The sequence below is a fragment of the Streptomyces spororaveus genome (assembly GCF_016755875.1).
Classification (GTDB): Bacteria; Actinomycetota; Actinomycetes; order Streptomycetales; family Streptomycetaceae; genus Streptomyces; species Streptomyces spororaveus.
Genome location: NZ_BNED01000005.1, coordinates 1163794 through 1177233 on the forward strand (window position 1 = coordinate 1163794; position 13440 = coordinate 1177233).

At 69.4% G+C, this 13440-nt stretch carries 17 protein-coding genes; 13 read left to right on the top strand and 4 right to left on the bottom strand.

The genetic code is table 11. The features are described 5' to 3' along the window. The first annotated feature begins 11 nt into the window (after window positions 1-11). From Sspor_RS08065 to Sspor_RS08085, 5 genes are all read left to right on the top strand, one after another. A complete protein-coding gene (locus Sspor_RS08065) occupies window positions 12-647 on the top strand; it encodes a hypothetical protein (RefSeq protein ID WP_202198404.1) in 636 nt (211 codons plus the stop codon). 59 nt (window positions 648-706) lie between these two features. Beyond that, a complete protein-coding gene (locus tag Sspor_RS08070; RefSeq protein WP_202198405.1) occupies window positions 707-1561 on the top strand; it encodes a hypothetical protein in 855 nt (284 codons plus the stop codon). Between the two features lie 108 nt (window positions 1562-1669). Next, window positions 1670-2467 carry a PIG-L deacetylase family protein gene (locus Sspor_RS08075; RefSeq protein WP_202198406.1) on the top strand — a complete coding sequence of 266 codons (798 nt, stop codon included), beginning with the start codon at window positions 1670-1672 and terminating at the stop codon, window positions 2465-2467. Further along, complete coding sequence (locus Sspor_RS08080; protein WP_237403742.1) at window positions 2464-3354, top strand: phosphotransferase enzyme family protein; 891 nt, start codon at window positions 2464-2466, stop codon at window positions 3352-3354. Before Sspor_RS08075 ends, Sspor_RS08080 begins: the two co-directional genes overlap by 4 nt. Window positions 3355-3457: 103 nt before the next feature. Beyond that, window positions 3458-3988, top strand: a complete 531-nt coding sequence (locus Sspor_RS08085; RefSeq protein ID WP_202198407.1) for a tetratricopeptide repeat protein — start codon at window positions 3458-3460, stop codon at window positions 3986-3988. 12 nt (window positions 3989-4000) lie between these two features. Here Sspor_RS08085 and Sspor_RS08090 read toward each other — a convergent pair whose 3' ends face one another. Continuing rightward, window positions 4001-4483 carry a GNAT family N-acetyltransferase gene (locus Sspor_RS08090; protein WP_202198408.1) on the bottom strand — a complete coding sequence of 161 codons (483 nt, stop codon included), beginning with the start codon at window positions 4481-4483 and terminating at the stop codon, window positions 4001-4003. Window positions 4484-4651: 168 nt separating this feature from the next. Further along, window positions 4652-5032, bottom strand: a complete 381-nt coding sequence (locus tag Sspor_RS08095; protein ID WP_272934867.1) for an NUDIX domain-containing protein — start codon at window positions 5030-5032, stop codon at window positions 4652-4654. A gap of 529 nt (window positions 5033-5561) precedes the next feature. Between Sspor_RS08095 and Sspor_RS08100 the strand changes: the two genes are divergently transcribed. The 4 genes from Sspor_RS08100 to Sspor_RS08115 all read left to right on the top strand — a co-directional run bounded on the left by Sspor_RS08100 (window position 5562) and on the right by Sspor_RS08115 (window position 8320). After that, a complete protein-coding gene (locus Sspor_RS08100; RefSeq protein WP_237403743.1) occupies window positions 5562-6116 on the top strand; it encodes a P-loop nucleotide/nucleoside kinase family protein in 555 nt (184 codons plus the stop codon). 125 nt (window positions 6117-6241) lie between these two features. Further along, window positions 6242-6826 (top strand): carboxyvinyltransferase, encoded by a 585-nt coding sequence (locus Sspor_RS08105; RefSeq protein WP_202198411.1) that lies wholly within the window; start codon window positions 6242-6244, stop codon window positions 6824-6826. Beyond that, on the top strand, window positions 6826-7863 hold the full coding sequence (locus tag Sspor_RS08110) for a serine hydrolase domain-containing protein (RefSeq protein WP_202198412.1): 1038 nt from the start codon (window positions 6826-6828) through the stop codon (window positions 7861-7863). The genes Sspor_RS08105 and Sspor_RS08110 overlap by 1 nt, the downstream gene beginning before the upstream one ends. Before the next feature lie 16 nt (window positions 7864-7879). After that, window positions 7880-8320 carry a UDP-N-acetylmuramate dehydrogenase gene (locus Sspor_RS08115; protein WP_202198413.1) on the top strand — a complete coding sequence of 147 codons (441 nt, stop codon included), beginning with the start codon at window positions 7880-7882 and terminating at the stop codon, window positions 8318-8320. Window positions 8321-8355: 35 nt separating this feature from the next. Here the strand turns inward: Sspor_RS08115 and Sspor_RS08120 are convergent, their stop codons facing one another. Next, a complete protein-coding gene (locus Sspor_RS08120; RefSeq protein ID WP_202198414.1) occupies window positions 8356-9390 on the bottom strand; it encodes a hypothetical protein in 1035 nt (344 codons plus the stop codon). Window positions 9391-9498: 108 nt separating this feature from the next. On the opposite strand from Sspor_RS08120, the gene Sspor_RS41040 reads away from it, so the two are divergent. The 4 genes from Sspor_RS41040 to Sspor_RS08135 all read left to right on the top strand — a co-directional run bounded on the left by Sspor_RS41040 (window position 9499) and on the right by Sspor_RS08135 (window position 13021). Next, a complete protein-coding gene (locus Sspor_RS41040; protein WP_272934832.1) occupies window positions 9499-9633 on the top strand; it encodes a hypothetical protein in 135 nt (44 codons plus the stop codon). 733 nt (window positions 9634-10366) lie between these two features. Further along, a complete protein-coding gene (locus tag Sspor_RS08125) occupies window positions 10367-11206 on the top strand; it encodes a hypothetical protein (RefSeq protein ID WP_202198415.1) in 840 nt (279 codons plus the stop codon). A gap of 81 nt (window positions 11207-11287) precedes the next feature. Further along, window positions 11288-12136: an SDR family oxidoreductase gene (locus Sspor_RS08130; protein WP_202198416.1), complete on the top strand. Its 849-nt coding sequence runs from the start codon at window positions 11288-11290 to the stop codon at window positions 12134-12136. A 33-nt stretch (window positions 12137-12169) separates the two neighbouring features. Continuing rightward, window positions 12170-13021, top strand: a complete 852-nt coding sequence (locus Sspor_RS08135) for a phosphotransferase (protein ID WP_202198417.1) — start codon at window positions 12170-12172, stop codon at window positions 13019-13021. A 96-nt stretch (window positions 13022-13117) separates the two neighbouring features. Here the strand turns inward: Sspor_RS08135 and Sspor_RS08140 are convergent, their stop codons facing one another. Next, entirely contained in the window at window positions 13118-13426 is a 309-nt protein-coding gene (locus Sspor_RS08140) for a DUF6087 family protein (RefSeq protein ID WP_202198418.1), read from the bottom strand. Window positions 13427-13440: the final 14 nt, after the last annotated feature.

Below are 13440 nucleotides of genomic sequence, written 5' to 3' on the forward strand. Positions count from 1 at the left end.
GAACACACCCAATGATCAGGGAACTGGTCCTGCCTGCCGACCAGCCGCCCACCACCCTCGCCGAACTGCCGCCCGGAACCCGGGTCGGGACCAGCGCACCCCGCCGCGCCGCCCTCCTGAAAGCCCTGTACCCCAAGCTCACCCCGGTCCCCATCCGGGGGAATGCCGACTCCCGGCTCACCGCCCTCGACGAAGACCGGCTCGGAGCCGGCGTGATGATCGCGGCCCTGGCCGGACTGCGCCGTCTCGGCCTCGCCCGCCGGGTGTCCGAGATCCTCGACCCGACCGTGTGGCTGCCCGCCGCCGGCGCCGGGATCGTCGTCATCGAGCACCGCACCGCCGATCCCGACGTCGCCCAGCTCCTGGACGCCGTCACCCATCCGCCGACGCGGATCCTCCTGGACGCCGAGCGGGCGGTGCTTTCCGCCCTCGAAGGCGGCTGCCTGACCGCCGCGTCCGCCCACGCCGTCCTCGACCCCGACACCGGACTGGTCACGGTCCACGCGGCCGTTCTCGACCCGGCCGGCGGGCCCGCCCTGCGCTCCAGCGCCCACGGCCCCAGCGATCATGCCGCGGACATCGGCCGGCAAGCCGGACGGGCCCTCCTGGAGGCGGGCGCCGCCCGCCTCCTCGCAGTCACACCCTGACCACCCCACACGCTGGCCCGCGGACACCGAGCAGGCCCCAGCCCAGCACGGAGCAGACGATGGACGCGCTATTTGCCCCACCCCGGAAACAGCCCGACGAGGAGCGGATGCGCGACGCCCATCACCGGGCCGCGCGCACCCTCCTGGTGGGCGGGGCATCGGGCCCGGAAGCATGGGGGTGGCAGGGCCGGACCATCAGTCGCCGTTGCGGCGACCGATGGCTACGCGTCGTCTCCCGACCGCTGGAGAAACCGGCAGGTCGACTCTGGGACGGCGCGGCCGCCGCGGACACCCAGCTGCCCCGCACCATCCCCCGGCCACGGGTCGTCGACGTTCTGGAATGGACGGCGGGCGGCCACCGCTACAGGGCGGAACTGACCGAGCTCGTACCCTGGCCGGTCATCCAAACCGGGGGCCCCGTCCTTACCCACGCCCCGGCCCTGCCGCAGGTGTGGTGGACCGAACTCAGCGCCGCCCTGGCCGCCATGTCCTCGGTGCCGACCGAGCGACAGGCCGTCCGGCAGCAGTGGATCGACAAGAACTTCGACTCCTACCTCGGCATCCCCCCGGTACAGGTCACCGCCTGGACCACGGGCCACGGAGATCTCCACTGGGCGAACCTATGCGCCGAGCATCTTGTGGTCCTGGACTGGGAGTCCTGGGGAACCCTGCCCGTCGGATACGACGCCGGCCTCCTCCACGCCTACAGCCTGCGCTCCCCCGGAACCGCCCACCGCGTCCGTACGACGTTCGCCCACATCCTCAACACACCCGCGGGCAGGACCGGGGAACTGGTCGCTCTCGCCCAGCTTCTGCAGGTCATCGCGCGAGGCCACCACCAGGAGATCGCCGAGGCGATCAGGGCCCGCGCGGAACTCCTCACCGGCCGCCCCGTGCCGCGGGGAACTGCCTGACCCCGCAGCCGTCCCGCCCGTGTGCCGGGTCCTAGATCTCACGCTCACCGGGATCCGATGCGGGACGCCCCCTTCCCAGCAACCCCACCGTGAGAGGCCGCCTCCCCCATGACCGATGCAAGCATCCTGGGCCTGTTCGCACACCCCGACGACGAGGTGTTGGCCGCGGGCGGCGTCCTCGCCCGGCACGCCGCAGCCGGAGCCCGCACAGCAGTGGTGACCGCAACCTGGGCCCCCGACAGCCACCGCGCCGAAGAGCTCGCCCACGCGCTGCGGATCCTCGGCGCAGCAGAGCCCCGCATGCTCGGCTACGCGGATCACCAGGTTCCGGACTCCGCTCCCGAGCAGCCGCGCCTGTGTGACGCCCCGCTCGACGAGGCGGTCGGTCGCGTCGTCGAGCACATGCGTGCCTTCCGGCCCGACATCGTGATCACGCACGACCCCTCTGGAGCGTCCGGGCACCCCGATCACGTCAGGACCCACCAGATCACGGTGCTGGCCGTCCATGCCTCCGGTCTCCCAGACCTCCACCCTCATGCCGGACCGGCCTGGACACCGCGCAGTCTCTGGCTGGCCGCGTACCCCCAGGTGGGAGCGCGCGATCTGGCTGACCTCCTCGCCACGGTCGGGAAACGGCTCCGTACGGTTCCGGACGAGATGGTCACCTCGCCCGTCGATGTCCGTCCCTGGATCAGCCAGAAGCAGGAGGCCCTTTTCGCCCACCGCTCCGAAGTCGCGCGGGCCCGCTCCCTACCCGCCCTCCTGTCGGGTCTACCGGACAGCTCGCGGGCGGACCTCCTGAGCACCGAATGGTTCATGTGCCACGACTTGACCCCCAGCCAAGTCCCCCCGCAGCACGTCCCGGACCCACTTCACCTTCACCCGGGTACGGGGTGTGAGGCGTGAACGAGTCGAAGCAAATCCCGCCTGTCCTCGCGCAGTGGGCGGAGCAGCGCCTCGGGCCGGTCATGACCGTGCACGATGCGGCGCACAACCGGCCGTCTTCACGGGTGTGGGAGTTGGCCACCCACCAGGGCGTCCACGCCTACCTGAAGATCTCCCCCGACGAGCAGGCGTTCACCCGCGAGGCCCTGGCCTACCGCTCGGTCGTGCCGGCCCTTGGACACGGCCGGGCGCCGCAACTCCTTGACTGCCGCGCAGAAGACCTCGTACTGCTCCTCAGCGCCGTGCCCGGGACTCCCGTCAAGGCTCTGCGCATGACCACGACCGAAGAGGGAGTCCTGTACGAGCAGGCCGGCTTGCTCACCGCACGCCTCCATGAAGCAGGCGCGACCGGGGAATCCACCCAGGAAGTCGCCGAAGCGGCTTTCCTCGCCGCGGCGGACAAGGTGGAGATGCACCTAGCCCAGGCCGGGTCCCTGATGAGCTCCGCCGAGCAGAAGCTGGTGCGCGGCTACGCGCAGCGGCTCCGCCAGGTCGGCAGCGTCCCGGTGGGCCTGGTCCATGGTGACAATCGCCCCCGGAATTGGCTTTGGTCACGGCCCGACCAGCGGCTTTTCCTCATTGACTTCGAGCTGACGCGTATGGCGCCGGCCGTCCAGGACTTCGTCATCCTCGCTACTACCGTGTGGGCCGAGCGGCCTGACCGGATGGACGCGTTCTTCCAGGGCTACGGCCGCCAACTGGCCGAGGGAGAGCGGATCGCTCTACGGTGCCTCACCGCACTGGACGCGGCCGCCTCCCTGGCCTGGGGCCCCTCACATTCCGACGCCTTCGTCACGTCTTCCGGTCGGCGAACCCTGGAGCGCTTCATGCACGAGGACCAACCGTGAACCCGGTCTCGCGGCCCTCACGCACGTGGAGGTACAGGAACCGAACAAGGGAGGGAGGGATGAGTGCTCCAGCACCCTCATCACACACGGTGACGACCTGCGCATGGTCCCCACCGACCACAACCAACTGTCCGCCGCCGTCAAGGAACTACGCGCGGAACTCCGTGCACTTCCCGCAGATACCGATGACTCCAGGGCGCGGGCCCTGGCCCGGTGGATCGGCATCGGTCTGGTGAGCCTGGGCAGCTACGGTGACGGAAGCACGTTCCTGAGGCAGGCGCTCGACCTGGCCACAGCCAGCGGCAACACCCGGGCCGTCATCGCTGCCGAACTCAACCTCGGCGACGCGTACCGCTACGCCGGTGAGGCAGAGACCGCTGACGTGCTGTACCGCAAGGCCCTGGACACCGCCCGGAGTCAGCACCCGGAACGCGTGGACTTCGCCCTCCAGCACTTCGGCAAGCACCTCATGGAGCAAGGCGACCTTGTACTGGCACACGCCCACCTTCGCGAAGCGTGGCAGCTACGGAGCGCCAAGGGCGACACCAGTCTGATCGAATCTACCCAGGCCGCGCTCGACCGCGTCAACTTGCTGATCGGACAGGCGAACATAGGTACTGCCGCGCACTGCTGATCGCAGGCCCTCTCACCATTCCTCGGCCGCGCTCGGCGCCCGCCAGATCATCGCCACGTCCGCCCGGACGGCGAATCCCAGCGACTCGTACAGCCTCCGTCCGTCAGCCGAGGCGTACAGGTCAACGACCGTGCACCCCTCACCGGCGAGCCAGTCCAGGGCTGCCGTGACGCAGGCCCGGCTGTACCCGAGCCGACGGTGTGCGGGGTCGGTGGCCACTGACCCGAGATGTCCGGCGTACGGGGCGCTGTTCCCCGGGCTGGGGAATCGAGGGATGCGAGTAGCGACGGCACACGCGGCGAGGGCGCCGCTCCCCGTATCGACTACGAAGGCGGCGAACAGCGGGTCGGTGATGCGTTGAGCGAACGTTGCTGCGCACTCTGCCGCCCATTGCGGATCGGGGGCCGGCCCGGGTGCCCCGAACATGATCCATCTCAGCCTCGTGAGCTCCGCCGCGTCGGTGGGCACGGCGCGACGAGCTAGTTTCCCGGTCATGGGGCATCTTCCCTTCTGGCTGGTTTAGGTGGATCCGTCACAGTGCTGGAGGAGCCGAATGGAGGGGTGGTGCACATCCTGGACGAGGCCAGGGCGGGTGCGGATACTGCTGGTCCCGGCGGCCGGTCAGTTCGCGTGAAAGCCCGGGGCTCAAGGCCCGGGATCTCGTCAACAGTCGTCGCCGCTGTGCAGCATCTGAAAGATGCCCGTCCTGCGGGCCTCGAGCGCGGCCGTCATCCGGAGTGCTGCGGAGGGAAGCAAGAGCTCCCCGGCTTCGTCCAGGCGTGCCCACATGTGGGCTTCGAGCTCGTCGGCCTGGAGTCGGACGTCTGGGGCTTTGAAGGTGCCCGCGTCGAACACGAAGTTCACCGAGGGGTGGGGAAGCCGCGGTCCAGGAAGGGACCAGGTGACCACGGCCAGAGCAAGGTCGTTAGCGTCGAGGCCGGTCTCTTCCAGCAGTTCCCGACGCGCGCACTGGACAGGGTCCTCGCCGTGGTCAACGACTCCGCCGGGAAACATCCATCCGTCGCGGTACCTGGCCTTGACGATGAGGGCAGGCCGTCCTCATTGGTGACGAGCACGGACGTCCCGGCGTAGGCGCGGAGACGAGTGGCCAGCCACTCGTCCTGGGGTGGTAACCCTGCGGGGTCGGGCTCGCTGGCGGGCATCTGGGCGGCGGGCTCGGAAGAAGTCATCGCGTCAGCATTGCGTATCGGCAGCGCCCCAACCGGGTGTTTGCTGGTCTGGTCGCTGTTGCGCGTACCGTGCCCGGTTGCGCACGGTTGCGGGTGCGCAACGGAGTCCGCCGTCCTCACCCATTCCAGGGCGGTGTTGAGGGCCTCGCGCGGGGCGATGACGGTGCTGAAGTTCTCGGCGATGCCGTCCTGCATCATCACGCTGGTGGCGTTGAAGCGGCCGACCTGTCCGGTGCGGTGCGGTGGCGCTCCTCGATGTCGGGTATCCGTTCGAGGCCGCGTTCGCGGTCCCACCACAAAGCGCCGACGTCCAGCTCCGCAAGCAGCAGGCCAGCCTCTAGCCTGCGTCCTGACCCGTCCCGATTCGTATCGGAGTGCAGCTCGTGGTGAAACCGACCCTCGTCGTCGTCAGCGGCCCTCCAGCCACGGGGAAGAGCACGCTCGCTCGCGTCCTCGGAGCAGAGATGGGTTGTCCCACGATCATTCGTGACGAGATCAAGCAGGGCATGGTCATGAACGTCTCGGATCACCGCCCTGACGGGGACGATCCGCTGAACTTGCCCGCCTGGACGACCTTCTTCGACACGATCACGGTCCTCCTACAAGGGGGCGTCACCCTCGTGGCTGAGGCTGCCTTCCAAGACCGGCTGTGGCGTCCGGGGCTGGAACCCCTCACGGCCATGGCTGACATCCGCGTCATCCGGTGCGCTACCCCCGCCTCGACCATCGTCGACCGGATCACCGAGCGCGCGCACACAGACAGCCACCGAGTCGCCCACGGTGACGCCGCCCTCCTCGCCGATATGGAGGCCGGCACGTACGACCCCGACCAGTTCGTTCCCATCAGCCTCGACGTGCCGACGCTGGTGGTGGACACATCCGACGGCTACAACCCGGGAACCGCTGAGATCAACGAGTTCCTCCTCAGACCTCGGTAGAGGCAGGCCCCCCAGTACTGTCCCGCCGCCTGCCAGCGACACGCGACCGGGGCGCCCTCGTCCACTTCGACGAGGACGGTTTGCACGTGTCGGGCGGCGACTGAATCGCCGGCGGCACGTTCGCGGTGGCCGGGGACCGGATCGAGGCCGCCACAATGGTCATGGCCGCCGCCGCGACCGGAGGCACCGTCCACCTCGACAACATCACCGCCGCCGACTTCCCCGACGGTCTCACCCGCGCCCTCGCCGAAGCCGGCATCATCCGGGCCGACGATCCGAGCGGTGGTGTGCGGACGCACCTCTACGGGCAGCTTCAGGCTCTTGAGGCAGCGACCGGCCCGCACCCGGGACTGCCGACCGACACCGCACCGCAGCTGGCCGCGATGCTCACCCGAGCCGAGGGCACCTCGTTGATCGGCGAGCGCGTCTACCCCCGTCGTGACACCCACGTTCAGGGGCTGCCTTCCTTCGGCGCCGAAATCACCGCCACCGGTCCTATCCTCCGCGTCCGCGGGCCGGCCCGGCTCCACGGCGCTGAGGTGGAGGCCGCGGACATCCGTGCGGTGACCGCGCTGCTGATCGCCGCACTCGCCGCCGACGGCACCTCTACGATCCGAGGGATGTTCCATCTCCGGCGCGGCTACGGCTACCTGCTGCCCAATCTGGCCACGCTGGGAGCCGAGATCACCACCATCCCCGGAGGCCCCTGATGCCCGCCCCGTTCACTGCCGATGACACCACCCGCCTCGGGGACACGTTCGCCCAGGTCGTCGCCGACGGCGCGGCCCCCGGCGGCGTCATCGCCTACGGCACCACCAGCGCCGACCCCCGGTTCCTCATGGCCGGCACGGTAGCCCCGGAGTGCGGCGAGAGCGAACCCGGGCCGGACACGCTGTACGACATCGCCTCGCTGACGAAGGTCGTCGCCACCTGGCCTCTGATCGGGCAGGCCCTGGACGCCGGGCTGCTCGACCTCGACGCCCCGATCCGCGACTTCCTGCCCCCGATGAACAGCGAGACCCCCAGCGGCGAGGCGACCGTCCGCCAGCTGATCGCGCACACCTCCGGGCTGCGCGCCTCCACCCGCCTCGACCTCTACCGCGGCGCCGACCTGCCCCTGCACGAACTCCTCTGCCGCGAACCGCTGGAAGACGCCCCCGGCCAGCACCGATACATCAACCGCGGCTACATCCTGCTCGGCCTGGCCCTCGCCCACGTCTACGGCCACCCCCTCGAACTGCTCGGCGATGCCCTGTGGAAGACGCTCGGCATGGACTCCACGGTGTACGGACCCGTCAGCCGCACCCCGCAGGTCGCCCCGACCGAGCTGCGCATCCCCGGCGCCCCGCGGATCTGGGGAGCCCCGCACGACGACAACGCCAGCCTGCTCGGCGGCATCGCCGGCCACGCCGGTGTCTTCTCCACCCCCACCGACCTGGCCGTATACGTCAGCAGGCTCCTGACCGCGCACGCGGACGGAGACAAGCACGGCCTGGGTGAATGGCTGCACGCCAGCCTGGTCCCCCAAGCTCCGATCGAGCCCGGCCTGGACCGCGGGCTGTCCTGGATCCTCGCCGCTGGCGGACGCGTGGCGTACCACCACGGGTTCACCGGCACGAGCCTCTACCTCGCACCGGACACCGGCCGCTACCTGGTGATCTGCACAAACGCCATCTACGGCGGCAACGCCCGCGCCAAGATCGCCCCACTGCGGGAACTCGCACTCAAGACCATCTCCGCCACCTGACGAACGGAGGCACCCTATGGGTGAGCTGCTGGCCGACCACACCACCCTCCGCCTCGGCGGACCCGCCGACCGGTTCCTCACCCACACCGACCCCGCCTCCTGGCCCGACCTCGCCCACACCGCAGCCGGCGACGCGGCGCCGTTCGTGCTCGACGGCGGCAGCAACACCCTCGCCGCTGACACCGGCTATCCCGGGACCGTGATCCGCATGGACACCCGCGGCGTCGCCGTGCGCCCGCTCGGCGGCGACCTCGTGGAGGTCATCGTCCGGGCGGGAGAGCCGCTCGGCTCGCTCGTCGCCTTCACCGTCGCCGAGGGCCTGTCCGGCATCGAGTACCTCGGCGGGATCCCGGGTACCACCGGAGCCGCACCGGCGTCACCTCGGACCGCCTCAGCTAGATCTCGCGATCACCGAACCGGCAGCAGTGGCAGCCCATGGCCGACAAGTCGCCTCTGACAGCACTTTCTGCTAGGTCGGCGCGGGCCGCGGCGTCAAGATTCGCGCCCCTCCCGTGCGCCACGGGCTGCGTCGGCGAGGAAATCCGTGGTGAAGGACAGCAGTGGGCCGGTTTCCCCGTAGGAGGCTTTCCACCATATGAAGGTGACCGGGTCGAGGATCTGGCACACCAGCAGCGCATCCCAGTCGGCGGCGGCCCGGCATTTCTGCAATTGGTGGGCCTCATGCGGGAAGTCTCCAGTACGCCGCACCCGGCCCACCCACAGCACCACTTCCCGTACGGAATCGTCGCCGCCTGCATCCAACAGATGCAGCGCGCGCTCAGTGTCGGTCAGGTTGGCCGCGTCGATCATGTCGACCAGGCTGGTCAGGCCCCCGCTGGGCTTGTTCCCCGGCTTATAGCCCTGTACTTCCAGAATCTCGCGGAGGCGTCTCGCGGAAGTGACGGAGGCGAGGAGGGCATCCTCCAGGGCCTTTTGATCTAGCTCGACGAGGGGCGTGCCCATGGAGGCGGACATGATTCGGAAGGCTTCGCGGAGGCCGGTGTTCGGCGAACGCGGGGCGGGCTTCGCCTTGGCGGATTCCTGCACGTCCTTTATGAAGGTGTCGATCTCTGCCTGGCTGATTCCGTGGGAGCGGGCAACGTGGGCGACCATCGCCATCACCGGCTCGTGGGCGAGGGAGAGTAACGCCTCGATGGACTTACCTGCTTGGTGGTTGATCTTGGGGATCGGAGGCCCGTACTCGCGCCTCTTCAAATTCTCGACGCCTTCGCGGACTGCAACCCGGATCTCCCGGGTGGCGAAAGGATCCGGATTCATCGCCAGCAGTCTCCACCCCAGCACCGGGCACAGATGGCCGCCCGAGCGGGCTATAGCGCAGACCTTTGCGGCAGTGACCGCGTTATCGATCTCTTCGGCCGTGGCGTCTACAGGCAGGCGCGGGATGAAGCGCGCCTCGTAGTCCCGAAGAAGGCGCCGGTCGTTGTAGACGTTCGGACCGCAGCCAGCGTCATTGAGGGCCTGCCGGACGGGACCAAGCGTGGTGGGCGGCTTGTTGTTGCGGCTCATGCCCCGACGCTAGGCGCAGCCGCCGGTGCGGGGTCCAGTTTTCCGCTGATTTTCATTCCGGCATCCGCGGTCCCATGGGTTCCCGACAACGCAGAAGGGAGCACCGGAATGCCGGAGTACGAGCAGGAGCAGGAGCGCGAGCAGGAGAAGAGCCGCAGCCGGGCCGTGTGGCGGAAGGTCGCGCTGCGGCTGGCAGTGCGGGCGGTGGTGGAGCTGGTGTTCTGGTACATGCGGGACATGTGAGCCGTCCGTGTGCCGTTGCTGAGATCTGACTAGGACCCCAGCAACATCTGGGGGCGGTGCGGTGCACCATGATGGCCGCGATGGCCGGCGACACGGACTACTGAACCACGTCGCTGCCCATCGCCGTCCCGTCCGGGTTTCACTCCTTCCAGGGCCCGGTGGCGGGCAAGGCGGCCATCCGGCTCTGGCGCCCCTCGACCGGGCCAGCAACCCCGAGGCCGCGCCGTTGCATCTGCGCCACGCGATTTCCGCCGCCCACCGCCACCACCATTTTCAGCTGGACTGGCAGGCAAGTCCCGACCCACCAAGGTTCACCTGGCGCGTACTTCTGCACTGGTTCCAGCTGACGAGAAGTACACGGATGACCAGCGCGCCAACGCCTACGAGGTCGTCATCACCCGGCATCTCCACGACGCCGAGCCCGTTCACTACCTTGCCCTGAGCGAGGACGACCTACCTGGCCTGAAACGCGAACGGCACCACCGGAACCTGAGCACATCCGGCCCCCCCGGCCGGCCTGGTGCGTTACGTTGGGCGCGGCGCAGGACATGCACGCGTCGAGACCGCCGGGTACCGCGCCCACGCCGCACCTCCCGGCACAGGGTCGGAGGCTCGCCGGATATGGTCTGGCACCCGGACAAATGTCTGGCGAGGGCCCATGCTGCTTCGCTCTGCCCAGACACGGACTTCAGGGCGGGACGGCGTGGGGACCCCGCCTTCAGGGGAGTCGGTCATGACCAAACGCGGGAGCAACGACCGCAAAGCCAAGGCGCGCAGCATCGCTCGGGAACACGGCGTCCGCGTCACCGAAGCGCATTCCCGCCTCCTCCGGGCGAAGAATCGAAGCGAGCCCGCACCGTCTGTGACTGAGGATGAACACGCAGGTCGTCATGTCCCCCACGAGCTGCGGATCCACCGTACGGTCGGCGGCGGGCTCACGGAGGTTCTCGACGCGGAGGCTGCCGCTCACGCGGTTTGGTGGGACCGTACCGGCAGTCTGACTGCCGGCTGCCGATGCGGCTGGGTCAACCCTCACCTTGGGCCGAGCTTCCCGACCGTACCGGCTGGCCGCGGCCCGGACACACGGGAACAGACGCACTGGCGCTGGTACCACTTGGCAGCCTGGGCCGAGCACGCAGCCGACGCGGAGGAGGAACCACCGTTGGCCGAGTACGTCCAGGACCCAAGCATCTCGATCAATAACCTGACCCGCGAGGTCATTTGCGAGCTGCGGCTGCTTCTTCATCATGCCCAGGACGACCGCGAAACCGTAGCGACCGACTACGCCGCCGTGGAGGCAGTCCTGCGCACCATGCGTATCCGCAACGCCCATACGCGGGCTCAGGGATCCGGCGGAATTACGCCGGTAGGTCCACCGGATCACAGGGTGACTGCCTCTCGGGGGATGCCGGCGAGCCTGGAAGTCCTCCTACGTCGTACCGATTCGGGTCACGGCGGTGGCCGCGGGGAGCTCCTCGCCGTCGAACTCGCGGCGGCGGAGCTCCGCCGCCTGGTGCTGCACGAACCCGAGCTCGCTACCGTCGCGAGCAGCCCGACGGTGTTGGAGTCCTGAGCCCCTGGCGCGCCGCCGGGCAAGCCCAACCCACCTGCGCGGCGGGCCGGAGGACCGTGTGCGGGTCTAGGGTGACACCTCGTGACGATTCTGATCGTGGGTGCCTCCGGGTTCCTCGGGACCGAACTGGTCCGACAAGCCGTCCTGTCCGGGCACACGACAGCCGGGACCTACGCCACCAGACCAGGGACCGTTCCGGAGGCGACCTGGCACGCTCTGGACCTGCGCGATGCCGACAACATCGAAGCGGTCGTGGCCGAGACCAGGCCCCGCGTCATCATCAACGCATCGAGCGGCGGCGCGCGCTGGACAGTCACGGCCGAAGGACCGGTCCGTCTGGCCATGGCGGCGGCGAAGACCGGGAGCCGGATGATCCAGGTTTCCTCCGACGCCGTGTTCTCCGGCTCCGCCGCCGTGCCCTACGACGAGTCGAGTCTGCCCGACCCCGTCACCCCATACGGGGCGGCGAAGGCGGCCGCCGAGACCGGAGTACTCCTCGTTCATCCGGACGCCGTGGTGGCCCGAACCTCTCTGATCATCGGCGACGGCCAGTCCGAGCACGAACGTGCCGTCCACGGCCTTGTCGCTGGAACCCGCGAAGGAGTCCTGTTCACCGACGACGTGCGCTGCCCCGTCCACGTGAGCGACCTGGCGGCAGCCCTCTTGGAGCTCGCCACGGCGGACACCACAGGCGTCCATCATCTCGGCGGCGCCGAGGCGTTGAGCCGGTACGACCTGGGCTTGCTCATCGCCAGACGCGACGGACTGGATGCCTCCCCGCTCCACAAAGGGCTGCGGGCCGACAGCACGCTCCCCGGAGGCATCGAGATCCGTCTCGACAGCCGCGCCACGCAGAGGAGACTGCAGTCCACGCTCCGAGGCGCCCGCGAGTTCCTGCCCCCACGAGGCGAGACCCCGAAGGTCAAATAGTCCCGGAAACGGAGTCCTACTCGAGGAGGTCTGATGGTCGGTTCAGTGCATGCGGCTGTGGACTTGCGCCACGTGCCCGCTGACCCGGTTCTGGTCCGGGTGGAGCAGGGCCTGAACGTACGCCTGCACCGGGACACCTTGGTGCGCAAGCGCCGCTCCCTCGGAGCCCGTACAGAGCGGGGGACCTGGGTACGGATCGAGCGCCGTGCCTTCGAGCGGATCGGCCAACAAGGATGGAACGGCACCGAGGCCGCCGCGGTGCTGCTCGGGGTCGTAATGCCCCGGTGGTACCAGGGCGTGACGTGGCGCGAGGCAGACGAGCCGGTGATGTGGCGGGCCGACGAGCTGGAGCTGGTCACCTCGCAGCCGGTCGGCACGGGCGCTCGCGTACGTGAGGACCCTGGTCTGCCCGAAGCCTGGTGGGCGGGGCTGAACGGCTCTCTCGATGCCCTGTCCTCGCAGCACACATACCGGATCGCGACACCGGACACGGAGCGGATCACGCAGGAGCTCGTCACCGGGAAACTGGGCGAGGTGTTCCCCGCGGTCACGGACACCAGGGTCGGGAAGTGGGTTCCGGCCCACGGGGATCTGACGTGGGCGAATGTGATGGGGCCCGGGTTCTGCCTCATCGACTGGGAGGACTGGGGCATGGCTCCCCGCGGCCTGGACGCCGTAACGCTCTGGGGGAACGCGCTGGCCGTCCCCGGCCTCGCCGCCCGGGTCTACCACGAGCGGCAACGGGATTTGGAGAGCCGGGACGGCAAGCTCATGGCCCTGTACTTCCTGTCCAAGATCGTGGGGCCCCATGCCCGCGAGGACGATCCCCTGCTGGTGCCGGCTCGGAGGGAAGCAGCGCGGTTGGCAGCCGACCTTCAGACCTGATTCCGTTCCCACAGCCCGCACACGTGCGGATCAGCGCGGCTGTCCGGGCCCCTCTCCCCTGCCTGCTCCGCACGCAGCGACGACTCCCCGCAGTTCCTAGGAGGGTGGCGGCTTGCGGTGACGTCCAGTCGGCTTCGGCAAGGGCCGCCCCGGCACCCCGGGCTCGGGCCCGGGCTGGACGATCCCGTGAAGTAGACGCTGCGCGGCGGCGTAGTCGTCGACGACCGCCTCGGCAGCCCACTCGTAGCCCGTCCAGCGCATCAGGAACCTCGGTGCCTTCGGATTCACATGGGCACCACGACCGGGCGGCCCGTCCATCGGGAGGGCGCGCAGCTCCCCGATCCGGGCCTCCCGCCGGGCGAGGTACCGCTTGGCCCAGTCGTCAAAGGGTTCGTCTTCACTCACAGCCGGCAGCTTTC